This is a genomic window from Neisseria yangbaofengii, assembly GCF_014898075.1.
Lineage (GTDB): Bacteria > Pseudomonadota > Gammaproteobacteria > Burkholderiales > Neisseriaceae > Neisseria > Neisseria yangbaofengii.
On sequence record NZ_CP062976.1, the window covers coordinates 2170334 to 2184583 of the forward strand.

14 protein-coding genes are annotated in these 14250 nt (G+C 49.4%); 6 read left to right on the forward strand and 8 right to left on the reverse strand.

Translation table 11 applies throughout. The annotated features are described in order from the left end of the window. Nucleotides 1-182 precede the first annotated feature (182 nt). Nucleotides 183-1442 (reverse strand): YihY family inner membrane protein, encoded by a 1260-nt coding sequence (locus H4O27_RS10595; RefSeq protein WP_165008765.1) that lies wholly within the window; start codon nt 1440-1442, stop codon nt 183-185. Nucleotides 1443-1545: 103 nt separating this feature from the next. On the opposite strand from H4O27_RS10595, the gene wrbA reads away from it, so the two are divergent. From wrbA to xth, 4 genes are all read left to right on the forward strand, one after another. Then, nucleotides 1546-2148: an NAD(P)H:quinone oxidoreductase gene (gene wrbA / locus H4O27_RS10600; protein ID WP_165008763.1), complete on the forward strand. Its 603-nt coding sequence runs from the start codon at nt 1546-1548 to the stop codon at nt 2146-2148. 185 nt (nt 2149-2333) lie between these two features. Then, nucleotides 2334-3062, forward strand: coding sequence for an oxygen-insensitive NADPH nitroreductase (gene nfsA / locus H4O27_RS10605; protein ID WP_165008761.1), 729 nt, complete (start codon nt 2334-2336; stop codon nt 3060-3062). A gap of 225 nt (nt 3063-3287) precedes the next feature. Then, nucleotides 3288-3575 carry an ArsR/SmtB family transcription factor gene (locus H4O27_RS10610; protein WP_165008759.1) on the forward strand — a complete coding sequence of 96 codons (288 nt, stop codon included), beginning with the start codon at nt 3288-3290 and terminating at the stop codon, nt 3573-3575. 109 nt (nt 3576-3684) lie between these two features. Beyond that, on the forward strand, nt 3685-4455 hold the full coding sequence (xth, locus tag H4O27_RS10615; protein ID WP_165008757.1) for an exodeoxyribonuclease III: 771 nt from the start codon (nt 3685-3687) through the stop codon (nt 4453-4455). A 121-nt stretch (nt 4456-4576) separates the two neighbouring features. On the opposite strand, the gene H4O27_RS10620 is transcribed toward xth, so the two are convergent. From H4O27_RS10620 to H4O27_RS10635, 4 genes are all read right to left on the reverse strand, one after another. After that, nucleotides 4577-5635, reverse strand: coding sequence for a metallophosphoesterase (locus H4O27_RS10620; protein ID WP_165008755.1), 1059 nt, complete (start codon nt 5633-5635; stop codon nt 4577-4579). A gap of 102 nt (nt 5636-5737) precedes the next feature. Beyond that, nucleotides 5738-6289: an oligoribonuclease gene (gene orn, locus H4O27_RS10625; protein WP_165008753.1), complete on the reverse strand. Its 552-nt coding sequence runs from the start codon at nt 6287-6289 to the stop codon at nt 5738-5740. 61 nt (nt 6290-6350) lie between these two features. After that, nucleotides 6351-7088: a Fic family protein gene (locus H4O27_RS10630; RefSeq protein ID WP_165008751.1), complete on the reverse strand. Its 738-nt coding sequence runs from the start codon at nt 7086-7088 to the stop codon at nt 6351-6353. 91 nt (nt 7089-7179) lie between these two features. Then, on the reverse strand, nt 7180-7329 hold the full coding sequence (locus H4O27_RS10635) for a hypothetical protein (RefSeq protein WP_165008749.1): 150 nt from the start codon (nt 7327-7329) through the stop codon (nt 7180-7182). Between the two features lie 89 nt (nt 7330-7418). On the opposite strand from H4O27_RS10635, the gene H4O27_RS10640 reads away from it, so the two are divergent. Further along, complete coding sequence (locus H4O27_RS10640) at nt 7419-7646, forward strand: helix-turn-helix domain-containing protein (RefSeq protein ID WP_165008747.1); 228 nt, start codon at nt 7419-7421, stop codon at nt 7644-7646. An 87-nt stretch (nt 7647-7733) separates the two neighbouring features. Here H4O27_RS10640 and H4O27_RS10645 read toward each other — a convergent pair whose 3' ends face one another. Beyond that, nucleotides 7734-9410 carry a formate--tetrahydrofolate ligase gene (locus tag H4O27_RS10645; protein WP_165008745.1) on the reverse strand — a complete coding sequence of 559 codons (1677 nt, stop codon included), beginning with the start codon at nt 9408-9410 and terminating at the stop codon, nt 7734-7736. A 181-nt stretch (nt 9411-9591) separates the two neighbouring features. Here H4O27_RS10645 and H4O27_RS10650 point away from each other — a divergent pair, with 181 nt between their 5' ends. Beyond that, entirely contained in the window at nt 9592-10020 is a 429-nt protein-coding gene (locus tag H4O27_RS10650) for an EamA family transporter (RefSeq protein ID WP_165008743.1), read from the forward strand. Nucleotides 10021-10172: 152 nt separating this feature from the next. On the opposite strand, the gene H4O27_RS10655 is transcribed toward H4O27_RS10650, so the two are convergent. Continuing rightward, on the reverse strand, nt 10173-12257 hold the full coding sequence (locus H4O27_RS10655) for a TonB-dependent receptor domain-containing protein (protein ID WP_165008741.1): 2085 nt from the start codon (nt 12255-12257) through the stop codon (nt 10173-10175). 520 nt (nt 12258-12777) lie between these two features. Further along, on the reverse strand, nt 12778-14214 hold the full coding sequence (locus H4O27_RS10660; RefSeq protein WP_165008739.1) for an efflux transporter outer membrane subunit: 1437 nt from the start codon (nt 14212-14214) through the stop codon (nt 12778-12780). Between the last annotated feature and the right edge of the window lie 36 nt (nt 14215-14250).

Below are 14250 nucleotides of genomic sequence, written 5' to 3' on the forward strand. Positions count from 1 at the left end.
GGCCGTCTGAAAAAACTATTTTCAGACGGCCTGAGACCTTTGCAAAATCCCTATCTTTGGCACATTTTTCGTTATGCGCTGCCCGAAAGCCTGGCCTTTTAATGATATGTCTGCGCTTTCTGCGTTTGCCTACTTCAAACTGCCCCCGACTCTAGGGATTTTGCAAAGGTCCCGGCTGAATATTATACATCGTCAAAAATTTTCTTTAAGGCCGTAACAGACTTATCCTGATTATCCGTGTGCACACGGAATTCGGCCAAAGTCATGTTCATGGTTTCGACGCAAGGCTGCATGATTTTATCGACGGCGGCGTTAACCTTGTCTTTCTTCACATACGACGGACTGTACACAAAAATCTTAAACAATTCGGCCAAATCGATTTTATCCGCACTGGTTTTCAACACCCAGCCCTGTTTGCCCGAATACACATAACCATGGCGCGCCAGTTTTTCCAAAAGTTCGCCCAACTCGTCGTAGCCCATGTTGATGTGGCCGCGCAATTCCTGTACCAACATGGCTTTGCCTTCCTGCTGCGCCGCATCGAGCAACAACAGGATTTTCAACACATCATCAAATCGGCCGGAAGAATCGAAATTACGGCGAAACGCATTATCGCGCCAATACGACAGCGAAGACGTCAACACTGCGCCTGCCAACACCATCGACCAGAGCAAATTCAACCACACCAAGAAAAACGGAATTGCCGCAAACGCACCGTAAATTGATTTATAGCCGTCGAAATTGCTCATATACCACGCAAAAATATAGCGCGCAATCTGCAAAGCAAACGCCGTCACCACCGCGCCGATTAACGCGTGTTTGGCCGGCACAAAACGGTGCGGCACAAAGCGGTATAGCGCCCACAGCAAGGCCGTGCTGAAGAACAAAGACATCAAAAATCTGACCGCTTCGGCCAACACCGGCGAAATGTGTTCCAAACCCAAGCCGTTTACCGCGCCGACAATCAGCGACAAACTCACACCCAGCGACAAAGGGCCGAACGTCAGCAACGCCCAATACACCAAAAATTGGCGCATCAACGGCCGCTGCGTGTGCACGTTCCAAATACGGTTAAATGCGCTGTCGATGGTTTGCACCAACATCAACGAGGTCACAAACAACATCACGCTGCCAATGGCGGTCAATTTGCTGGCTTTGTCTTTAAATTGATTCAGGTATTCAAACACCACATCCGCACCTTGCGGCACGATGGTACGGTTGATGAATTCGACAAACGACGTTGTCCACTGGTCAAACACCGGAAAAGCCGACACCACCACCAACATCACCGTCAACACCGGCACCAAGGCCAACAACGTAGTAAAGGTCAGGCTCGATGCCACTTGCGGCACGCGTTCGTTATTGAAACGGTCGAACACAAACATCAAAAAACCGACCATTTTATTTTCCGACAAGCCTTGCCACCATTTTAAAAACGGCATACTCTTTTCCTTAATGTACTGTATGATGATGATTTTTCAGACGGCCTTCCCTTTAGGCCGTCTGAAAAGCAGTTTGATTAAGCCATTGTAACGGAATCACGCCATGAACCCAACTTTCCTTAACATTTTAGTTTTGTTCTACAGCCAAAACGGCAGCACGCTCAATCTCGCCCGCCAAATCGCCCGCGGCATCGAAAGCGTGGCCGGATGCGAAGCCGTGCTGCGCACCGTGCCGAAAGTTTCCACCGTGTGCGAAGCGGTAGAAAGCGACATCCCCGACAGCGGCGCCCCCTACGCCACTGCGGATGATTTGAAAAACTGCGCCGGCTTGGCATTGGGCAGCCCGACCCGTTTCGGCAACATGGCCGCCGCCATGAAATACTTTATCGACGGTACGGTTCCGCAATGGCTGGGCGCAGAATTATCCGGCAAACCGGCCACCGTGTTCACCAGCAGCAGTTCTCTGCACGGCGGCCAAGAGTCGACCCTGCTGACCATGATGCTGCCACTTTTGCATCACGGCATGGTCATCAGCGGCATCCCGTTTAGCGAAAACACCCTCAGCCACACCCAAAGCGGCGGCACTCCTTATGGCGCATCGCATGTGACCGGGCGAGACGGCGGTACAGCATTAAGCACCGATGAAAACGAATTGGCTTTTGCCCAAGGCAAACGCTTGGCCGAACTGGCATTGAAATTGGCGTAAACCGATTTAGTAGGAAAGTTTTGCGGTTTCAGCAACCCGTCCCTCTCTCTAAACCAAGGGAGGGGGTTTGGACACGGCCGCTTAAACCTTCTAAAACACAACATCAAGACCGTCTGAAAATCGTCATGACCCAAACCATCTTTTTCAGAAGGCCTTACATACCCAATAAAACAGAAAGGAAAATCATGACATTATCCAGCAAACCCGTTATCGAAACCGCCTTGGCGCACCGCTCTATCCGCAAGTTTACCGACGAGCCCGTCAGCAGCGAACAACTCACTGCTATTTTAAACGCCGGCCGCGCCGGTTCGACGTCCAACTTTTTCCAAAGCACCCACATTATCCGCGTCACCGATCCCGAAGTACGCCTCCAAATCCGCGACATCGGCCGCGCGTTGAGCAGCATCGACACCTGTGCCGAACTGCTGATTTTCTGTTTCGACTTTGCCAAACACCAATCTTTTGCCCCTGAGTCGCAACTGGATTGGACGGAAATGGTATTAATCGGCGCCGTCGATTGCGGCATCATCGCGCAAAACGTGATGTTGGCCGCCGAGTCTCTGGGCTTGGGCGGCGTATATCTCGGCTACGTCCGCAACGACATCAACCGCACCGCCGAAATCTTAAAGCTGCCGAAACACGTGGTACCGATGTTCGGCATGGCGCTCGGCCATCCGGCGCAAGACCCGATGTTGCGCCCGCGTTTACCGCTGGAGGCCATGGTTTCCGAAAACCATTATCAGCCGATCGACAACCAAGTGCTGGCCGATTACCGCACCCTCACCCGCGCCTATTATCAAGAACGCAGCAAAATGGACACCGATTGGGTCGAGCAAATGACCGAATCACTTAAAGGCGAAATCCGCCCTGAAATTCTGCCGTTTTTGCACAAACAAGGTTTTGCCCGAAAATAAGTGCCGAATCCACGCAAAGGCCGTCTGAAATGTTTCAAACGGTCTTTTAATTTTCACCATTAACAATTCTTTACAATATTTTTAAACTAAGTGGACAGGCAAGCACAAATTTGATGTTAAACTCAATCAAAACAAGCGGTTTGATATCACAACAACCGAAAAAAGAATGACTGTCTTTTCATCTTTTTACAACCGCGTCCACTCCACCGAACACAAAACACAGCCATGGAAAACCAACGTCTCTCAACCCTATTAAAGCTCATCGCCCAGCCCGAGCGCATGAGCATCCTGTTTCTCTTGCTCGAAGACGATCGCAACGTCAATGAACTATGCGCCGCCACCGGCCAACACGCCGCCACCGTGTCCAACCACTTAGCCAAACTGCGCAGCGAAGGCTTGGTCGAATTCACCCGCTACCACCGCGTGCTGGAATACCGCTTGATTTCCGATGAAGCCGCCGTGATTTTGCACACGCTCAAAAGCCTGAAACAAGCCGGCCAACAAGCTGCCTGAGTTTAAACCCACCAAAATCAATGTTAAAATAGCGCGGTTTGTCAGCCAACCGCGCTGTTTTTTCGGCTTCAATGTTCAGACGGTCTATTCTCCCACACACGGAACCCCCATGAAAGTCACCACTTGGAACGTCAATTCCCTCAACGTGCGCCTGCCGCAAGTGCAAAACCGGCTGGCCGAACACCAACCCGATGTCTTGGTCTTGCAAGAGCTCAAACTCGACCAAGACAAATACCCCGCCGCTGCCCTGCAAATGATGGGCTGGCACACCGTTTGGAGCGGCCAAAAAACCTACAACGGCGTAGCGATTATCAGCCGTACCGAACCACAAGATGTCCACACCGGCCTGCCCGACCTGCCCGACGACCCGCAACGCCGCGTGATTGCCGCCACCATCAACGGCGTACGCGTGATCAACGTTTACTGCGTCAATGGCGAAGCACTCGACAGCCCGAAATTCCAATATAAAGAACAATGGTTTGCCGCGCTCACCGAATTTGTGCGCGATGAACTGACCCGCCATGAAAAATTGGTTTTGCTCGGTGATTTCAACATCGCGCCTGCCGATGCCGACTGCTACGATCCCGAAAAATGGCATGAAAAAATCCATTGCTCCAGCATCGAACGGCAATGGTTTCAAAACCTGCTCGACTTAGGCTTAACCGACAGCCTGCGCCAAATCCACCCCGAAGGCGCATTTTACACATGGTTCGACTACCGCGGTGCCATGTTCCAACGCGGCTTGGGCTTGCGCATCGACCATCTGCTGATTTCCCCGGCCTTGTCTGCCGTGTTGCAAGACGTAGCAGTCGATTTGGCCGCACGAGGCCAAGAGCGTCCGAGTGACCACGCACCGGTGACCGCGGTGTTTGATTTGTAAATTTATTGATTGGCAAAACGAAGGCCGTCTGAAAATCATTTTTCAGACGGCCTTAAAGTATCCGTCAACGCAATATTTCGTATCAGCAAAAGTTAAACCAGCCGCCAGACATAAGCGGCTTTTAATCTGTCGCCATCACTTCCCCATCGTCAAACATCAAGGTGCGCTCCGGCCAACGCAATGCGGCCAAGCGGAATTGTTGCGGCGGATATTTTTCAGGAAACTTGCGCACGCGCCAACTGGCTCCGATGGAAAAGTCCACGCAAAACACATTGTTTTTCGCACCGTGCCATGCCGTCGGTTGCGTAGGCAGCAATTTACGTTCGGCGGCAACGTTATTCGGATCCTGCTGCCAAGTGCGCCAATAATGGCCGATGACCACCGGCACATCTTCCTGATAATCTTCCCACCACGGGCAGCGGCTGGTGCCGCGCCAACGCCCGCCGGCATAAAACAATTCCGACGACAATTTTTCCACGCCGCTGGTTAAGGCGCGCAAGGGATGCGCTTTGCCGCGGGCAAAATCATATTGCGCGGTAGCGGGCATCGGCGGCGGTGTCCGGTCGGGATTCTCCGCCAATTCCGCATAATGCTGCTGCTCGTAGCGGTAATCTTCATACCATGAGGCCGTCTGAAGCTGCTGTTTCAATTCTTGGTCGAAACGGCGGTATTGCGTCATCAAATCTTCGCCATGCGCCTGTGCTTCGTCCAGCTTTGGGAACATTTCCGGCAGCCACGCGGCATGAATGATGCGGATATCGGCGCGCTCGCAAATAATCGGCTGTTCGGCCAGCCATGCAGTAAACCCGTTTTTTTCCGCTTCATCGGCACGCTGCCACGGCGCATAGTTGACCCCGTCTTTTTCTGCACGCGAATCAAAAAACCAGCCCGATCCGTCTTTGCGGTCATCCGCCAGAATATTCAATTCGTGATTACCCAGCACCACATAGGCCAAGCCCTGCTCTTGCGCGCATTTCACCCACTTCAACACCGCCGGACTGTCCGGCCCGCGGTCGCACAAATCGCCGACAAACACCAGCCTGCGCCCTTCGGGATGACGGCCGTCCGAATCGTAGCCTAAATGGCGCAACAGGTTTTGCAGCGCGGCAAATTCACCGTGCACATCGCCGACAATATCCAGCGGCGTATCGGGTAGGGTTTGGCGGTATTGGTAGGTCATAGGGGCAACCTTTTATCAACAGTGTGCGACGATTGTAGCGCAGTTTGATGTCCGAATGATAAAAGGCCGTCTGAAACTTAACATTCGGACGGCCTGTTCAAACTATTGCGGCAATTTCAAAAAATGCTCGCGGTAGTAACGCATTTCTTCGATGCTTTCCAAAATATCATCCAACGCCTGATGCGAACCGCGTTTCACCACACCTTTGGCCACGGCAGGATGCCAGCGTTTGGCCAACTCTTTCAAAGTGGACACATCAAGATTGCGGTAATGGAAATACGCTTCCAAGCGCGGCATGTACTTCACCATAAAACGGCGGTCTTGATGAATGGTGTTGCCGCACATCGGCGTGGCTTTTTCCGGAATCCATCCGGCCATAAAATCGAGTAATTTCTGCTCTACTTCGGCTTCGGTGTAGCTTGACCCGCGCACCCGTTGGGTCAACCCTGTGCGGCCGTGGGTCGCCGTGTTCCATTCGTCCATCGCGTTCAATACCTCATCGCTTTGATGAATGGCATACACTTCCGACTGCGCCAACACATTCAAATCTTGGTCGGTGATAATCATCGCCACTTCGATGATTTTGTCGGTTTCAGGATAGAGGCCGGTCATTTCCATATCGAGCCAGCAGAGATTGTTTGCGTTTTGGGTCATTTCAGACGGCCTTTTATGATTCATCAACAGCCGTGATTATAACCGAAAGGCCGTCTGAAAATCAGGCCAAAATGGCAATGTAGCGTTCCAATTCGCTTTTTTCATACTCGGCAATCAGGCGGCACAAACTGTCGGGATTTTTGCCGCTGCGGTGAAAATCATCAAAGCATTGGTAATAACGGACGCGGTCGGTAAATTTAATGTCCACGGGCAGGTAGCCGTTTTTCAGTAATTCCAAATTCATTAACAGCCTGCCGGTGCGGCCGTTGCCATCGATAAACGGATGGATGCTTTCAAATGCCAAATGCAGCCATGCCACCGCTTGCAAGGGATGTTGGGTCGTTAATTGTTGCTGATAGGTAAGCAGCATTTGCGCGGTTTCTTCAGCAATGCGGTAAGGCGGCGTGGTTTCGTTTTCCGCACCCATAATCCGCACCGGAATATTGCGGTAGCGGCCACGGTGCTCCGCATTAGCCATCAACACCAAAGCATGAATATCCTTGATGTTCCGCTCGGTTAAAGGCTCGTTGTGCACCACGATATTGAACACATATTCAAAAGCATCTTTAAAACCGATGATATCCAAATGCTCGCGAATCGGCTTTTCAGAAATGGTCATGCCGTCATTCAAAATCATCGCCGTTTCGCGCAAGGTGATGGTATTGCCCTCGATGGCATTGGAATTGTAGCTGCTCTCGATGATGAATTCATGGCGCAGCCGTTGCAATTCACTTTGCGTCAAAGGCCGCATCCCGGCCAGTTTGGCTTTTAAAATATCGGTTTCTTGCAGTAAATTCATGATGAGGTTTTTCTAAAATAATGAAGATATTATAAAAAGGCCGTCTGAAAGATTCAAATCTTTCAGACGGCCTCTGATTACAAAAAAGATTTTAATGCTCAACACATGAAATAATTTTTACTTTACCATTATAACGTGCCTTAATCTGTTCACGAGCCTGACTTGCACTACTCGCTGTCACAAGTGCACTTGGCACAGACGAGGATCCATTCATTTGATATTTAACTGTATAACGTTTCATATTTATTCCTTATATCAAAATCTTCATTATATAAATGATGATTAGTTGGTTCTCCATTTACAAATTCGCCAATAATAGATACTACATTTATGAACGAATCTCCTATTTCTCCAATTACTTATCGACTAATTTTTGCCCAAAATGTAGGGCAAATCAGAAGATTAAAAGAATTTTCTCAAGAAGAGCTTGCACATCTTGCCGGAGTAAGCCGAATCTATATCGGTGAAGTCGAACGTGGCGAGCGTAATGTAACGATTGATGTAATGGGAAGAATTGCAAATGCTTTAAACATGCCGCTTGAACAATTATTAACTTGAGATTTGATGAAAATCGGTTAACATAAAAAAGCCGTCTGAAAATACGTTCAGACGGCTTTTTTATTAGCCAACTTAATTTAATGTGATTTAGAACAAACCGTGAATCACGCCATTTTCATCGACATCGATTTTCTCGGCAGCCGGTACTTTCGGCAAGCCCGGCATTTTCATCATGTTGCCGCACAGGGCAACAATAAAGCCTGCGCCGGCGGATACGGTAATGCCGCGCACGCTCACGGTGAAGCCTTCGGGCTTGCCCAATAAAGCGGCGTTGTCGCTCAATGAATATTGGGTTTTAGCCATGCACACAGGCATTTTATCCAAACCGAGTTTTTCCAGTGAGGCGATTTCGGCGTTGGCTTCGGCGCTGAACTCCACATCGGCCGCGCCGTAGATTTTTTGTGCGATGGTGCGGATTTTGTCTTTAATCGGCAGATCGGTTTCATAGGCAAATTGGAAATTATTCGGCTGGGTTTCGATGGCATTAACCACTTTTTGTGCCAAATCCGCGCCGCCCTCGCCGCCTTTTGCCCACACTTCGGCCAACGACACTTCCACACCTTGCTTGGCGCATTCGTCTTGAATCAGCTTCAATTCGGCATCAGTATCGGACACAAAGCGGTTGAGCGCCACCACCACCGGCAGGCCGAATACGTTTTTCAGGTTGCTGATGTGTTTCAACAAATTTGGTAAACCTTTGGCCAATGCGTCTAAATTTTCTTCACCCAAGTTGGCGCGTTCTACACCGCCGTTGTATTTCAGTGCGCGCACGGTGGCAACCACCACGGCGGCATCAGGTCGCAATTCGGCCAAGCGGCATTTGATGTCGCAGAATTTTTCCGCGCCCAAATCGGCACCGAAACCGGCTTCGGTCACGGCATAATCACCCAAGTGTTTCGCCAAACGGGTCGCCAACACGGTATTGCAGCCGTGGGCGATGTTGGCAAACGGGCCGCCGTGTACGAATGCGGGCGTACCGGCGATGGTTTGCACCAAATTCGGCTTAATCGCGTCTTTCAACAAAGCCGCCATCGCACCGTGTGCTTTTAAATCTTTGGCGTAAACCGGGCTGCCGTCTTTGGCGTAGGCCACCAAAATATTACCCAAACGGGTTTTCAAATCGCTGATGTCTTTGGCCAGGCAGAACACGGCCATTACTTCGGATGCGACGGTAATGTCGAAGCCGTCGGGGCGCATCACGCCGTCAACGCTCTTGCCCAAACCGTCGATGATATTGCGCAGTTGGCGGTCATTCATATCGACCACACGGCGCCACAATACGCGTTTCGGGTCGATATTCAGTTCGTTGCCTTGATAAATATGGTTGTCCAGCATGGCCGCCAGCAGGTTGTTGGCCGCACCGATGGCATGGAAATCGCCGGTAAAGTGCAGATTGATGTCTTCCATCGGCAACACTTGCGAATAGCCGCCACCCGCCGCGCCGCCTTTCACACCGAATACAGGGCCCAAAGACGGTTCACGCAACGCAATCACGGCTTGTTTGCCAATGTAGTTCAACGCATCGGCCAAACCGATGGTCACGGTGGTTTTGCCCTCGCCTGCCGGGGTCGGGTTGATGGCGGTCACCAAAATCAGACGGCCTTGTTTCTTTGGCAGCGCAAATGCTTCGTCGGGATTGATTTTGGCTTTGTAATGGCCGTATGGCTCCAGCTTTTCATGGGCAATGCCAAGCTTGGCCGCAATGTCGGCAATCGGCTGCATGGCCGCGGCTTGAGCGATTTCGGCATCGGTTTTGAAACTCATGTTTTCTCCTCCAAGTAGATGGAATTGGGTGTATCATGGCATTATAACGTTTTTGAGAATGAACCGCATTTTTTCAAATCGAAAGGTTGTTTTTTTCATCCATATTTGTTTTCAGACGGCATTATTGCTAATCACGCCGTCTGAAACTCTGTTTATTTTCTATTTAAAAAAGGGGTTTCGCATGGGGGCTACTTGGTTTTATTGGGCAGCGGCTTCGGCATTTTTCGCCGCACTCACCGCCATTTTCGCCAAAGCCGGTTTACAGGGCATCGATTCGGATTTTGCCACCTTTATCCGCACGCTGGTCATCATCGCCGCACTGGCCTTGTTTCTCACCTACACCGGCAAATGGCAGGGCGTGGAAAACTTCACCGGCCGCAACTGGGCATTCCTGATTCTCTCCGGTCTTGCCACCGGCGCATCATGGCTGGCCTATTTCAAAGCCCTGCAAATGGGTAATGCCTCGCAAGTTGCGCCCGTCGATAAATTCAGCTTGGTATTGGTCGCGCTGATGGCGGTGGTGTTTTTGGATGAGCGCCCAAGTACGCAAGAATGGGTGGGCTTGGGCTTGGTGACTGCCGGTGTACTGACTTTGGCAATTAAACGTTAATATTTCTTTCCATCAAAAATTTGATTTAGGATTGCAAAAGGCCGTCTGAAAACAAGCAGATATTCAACATAACTTTCAGACGGCCTCATTCAATTTGATTATTTATCCCGTAAAAAATGCCCGACACAAATCGGGCATTTTGCATACTGCTTTTAGAAAGTGTAATTCATACCGATACGGTATTCACGACCGGCTCCCGGCAAGTTGCTGCGCTGTGCGTGCGGAATGTAATTTTTATTGGTAATGTTGTTTACTGCAAAATTCACATTCATCTTATCGTTGTTCAAAGGCTTCCAGTTGGCCGAAATATCAGTTACGCCGTAAGAAGCTTTACCGGTTCCATTAGCTGCAGTAATTTGAGCATTGCTTGTGAAGAAGTTATCTTCCGGTTTAACTTTTTCAACTTGGCGACGGTGTACGGCCACTTCCAAGTTTGGCTTGTTGAAGCGATAAGCCAAAGAAGCAGTCCATGTACGGCCAATGGCAGAAGCATATTCCGGATTAGAGCTCAAATGCTCACCATAGAAACGAGGTTTAGCATGTGCGACACCTAAACGTGCAGTCAAACCTTCATAACGGTAAGAAGCAGCCAACTCGTAACCTTTATTTTTCACACGGCCGGCATTGATGATTTCAGAGGCACATTGCAGATTACTGCCATCGCACAAGTGGTTGTCACGGCCGGTGCTGGTACCCAATGCATCTTTAATATTCTGCCAGAAGTAGCTGCCTTCGAAGCCAAATGTACCGTCATTGTAGTTGAAACCGATTTCCGTGTTACGGGCTTGTTCGGCTTTCGTGCCATCAGCAATCGATACCACACCGCGTGCACCGTGAGACATAATGGCATCGTGCATACGCGGGCTGCGGGTTGCATAATTGTGACTGGCACTGAAGCTCAAGCTCGGCATAGCCTGCCAAATGACACCTACGCTTGGATTAACTGCGCCATCGCTGATTTTCTTACCGTCCATGGCTTTAAAATTGAAATGATCATAGCGCAAGCCTGCAGTCAGGGTTACATCGCTGATATCGACAATGGCCTCACCATATACGCCGACATCTTGTTTTTCCTGATGACGCACACCTTCACGGAAAATTTGATGCGGTTTCACTTCTTGATTACGGTAGTTGACACCGTATTTTACCGTCACATTGTCGTGTACTTGCGAATCGAAATTGACATTGGCACCAATGGTATCGAGTTTGATTTTAGTGGCACCGGTATTGTTTCGTCCCCCCGCATAACCATTACCACTGTCATCAGCAGACCAACGGCCTTGTTCCAAACGGTAAATGTTCGCATTGGCTGACTGGGCAAAACCCAAGTTCTTGCCTGTCCATTCCAAGTTGGTATGGTTAACGGTCATTTTGCGCATAGCCGGCGCTTGGGTTACAATACTGCCATTAGGCCTGCGGTATTCCTGCCACATTCCAAACTCTTCACGAACCAATCGCTCACCTTTATGCTGTTCGTGACGATGGCTTAAAGCGACACGGTGGTCTTCATTGATATTCAGGCCGATTTTGCCTAAGTAGCCGGTTTTATCCAATTTGCTGTAAGGCACACGGTTCGAACCGTTGTAATCATTGACATAATTTTTGCCGCCTTTATATTCGTCTTCGTCTACACGGTTGCCGGCAATCAAGTAATCAAATGCACCTGCCTTGCCAAACAAAGCGGCACCATAGTTATGACCGTCATTGCTGTTGTAACCGGCATTAATGCGTGCACCAAAATTAGGGTTAGTGCTGTTTTTCAATAAATCGGCAGCATCCAAAGTTTTGGCAATTACCGCACCATTGGTTTGGCCGATACCGGCAGAGGCACTACCCGCACCTTTTTGCACGGAAACGATTTTCACCAAAGCAGGATCCAACATATGACGGCCTTGATGGTAGTGAATTTGGCTATCTGAATAGCCACCGTCTACTTTCACATCTACCGAGTTTTGACCCATACCGCGAATATACAGATACTGCGTCGTACCGTTACCTGCACCCATACCAATCGCCGGCTCATCTTTAAACAGGCCACGCAAATCGGTCTCTACACTTTCATCTTTTTCTTTGCTGTTCACCACATTGGTTTTAACCTTAGTACCTTGACGGTCGCCGGTTACCATGACCGTATCCAAATCAGCTGTATTCCGTACTTCGGTTTCGGCCGATACAGGCAACGCCACCAATGCACACATTACCGCAGAAGCCAATGGTAACTTCTTAAAATCTTTCATTAATTATCTCCTTGACAAAGCCATTTTTGATGAATTCTTTACTGAAATCAGACAACAGCAAAACTGCTTGGATCTCAATCCACTCACTGAAACATTTTGCTAATTGAAAAGGATCTTAGCATTATTTTACTAGAATCACCAGAAGATAGTAATGATTACCAATTTCCAATATGACATTAACGTAATAATTAAATTTGGATGCTTTCAAACCATGATACTGATGATTTAAAAATATTCTCGATATAACTTCATATTGAAAACTTAATAACGTTTAATATAGTGATTTTCATGTAGTTATATTAAAAAAAAATCTCTTCGGATTGCTGTCGCTTAATTATTTAAGCCAGTCCCTGTTCCACTGAATAAAAAAATAACTGTAGCAGAGAAGCGACACTAATTTTCATTTCATTAAACCTGCATACTAAATTTGATATTCAATGCTTTTACCATTTAAAACTGAAAAAAGGCCGTCTGAAAAACAGTTTCATTTTTCAGACGGCCTTTTTTCATGATTCAAACTTTAATTGCCGGTTTCAACCGGATCATTGGTAAAGCGTTTCAAACCACCACCCAATACCTTGTACAAATCAGCCAGATTCTCCAAGCGGGTCAGCTGGGTGGCCAATACTTGCGTATCGGCACCGTAGCTGCTGCGTTCTGCATCAAGCAAATCTAATGCGTTGGATACGCCGTGTTTGTAGCGCAGGTTGACCAAGCGCAGGTAGTCGCCGTATGAACGGCTTTGCTTGATTAATGCAGTGTAGCGTTGGTCGAGCTGGCGGCGTGCCACCAAGGCATTGGATACGTCTTGGAATGCTGATTGCACGGCATTTTCATATGCGGCCACTTGGGCTTGTTGGCGTAATTTGGCTACGTCGAGATTGGCTTTGTTGGTGCCCCAGTTGAAAATCGGAATGCTGATTGATGGGCCGAACGACCACATGCGGTTAGGGCCTTTAAACAAGCCATCTAATTCGGTCGAGCCGGTGCCTAAAGAACCGGTCAAGCTGATGCGTGGGTAAAACGCCGCACGCGCCGCACCGATGTTAGCATTGGCTTGCTTCAGCGCAAATTCCGCCGCACGCACGTCAGGACGGTTGAGCAATACTTCTGAGCTCAAACCGGCCGGCAGGCGGTCGATTTTGAACTGTCGGTCCAATGGCAGGCCTTTCGGCAAATCTTCCGGCAAAGGCTGGTTAATCAACAAAGCCAAGGCATTGCGCGCTTGTTCGCGGGCTTGCACGGCAGAAGCGTAATCGGCTTTGGCCGATTCAATCAAAGCTTCTTGTTGACGTAAGTCTACAGCGGAGATCACCCCTGCCTTATGACGCAGTTTCGACAAATCGTAGGTCACTTCACGCGTTTTCAACACACGTTGCGCCAAAGCCATGGATTCTTCGGCGTAGCGTTCGTTGAAATAAGCTTTGGCAATGCTGGAAACCAAAGTCAAATGCGTAGCATCACGGGTAGCGGCACTGTTGAAATAACCTTGCAAGGCAGCTTCGCTGGTGCTGCGTACACGGCCGAACAAGTCGATTTCGTAAGAAGCCACACCCAGACCCACGGTGTAGGCTTCACGGACGTATGACGAACCGGTGCCGCTCATGTCGCGGGCAGTACGTGAACGGGTTGCGCTGCCGCTGCCGTCAACGTTTGGCAACAAATCATTGCGCGCAATCATATATTGTTTGCGGTAGATTTCCGCATTCAACACAGCTTGGCGCAAGTCGGTGTTGCGTTCTAATGCGATTTCGATTAAACGATGCAGGCGCGGGTCGGCGAAATAATCCTGCCAACCCAATGAAGCAGCCTGAATACCCGGCTCAGCAGTATCGTGTTTAAAAGTGTCGGCAACGGCCACAGTCGGCTGCTCGTATTTCGGCATCAGGGAACAGGCCGATAACAGCACCGCAGCAGCCACCGCGCTCAACACAGGTTTGATGGTTGTATTTTTCATAAAAAATCCTTAAGGCTGTCTGAAAAATAAAGTCTT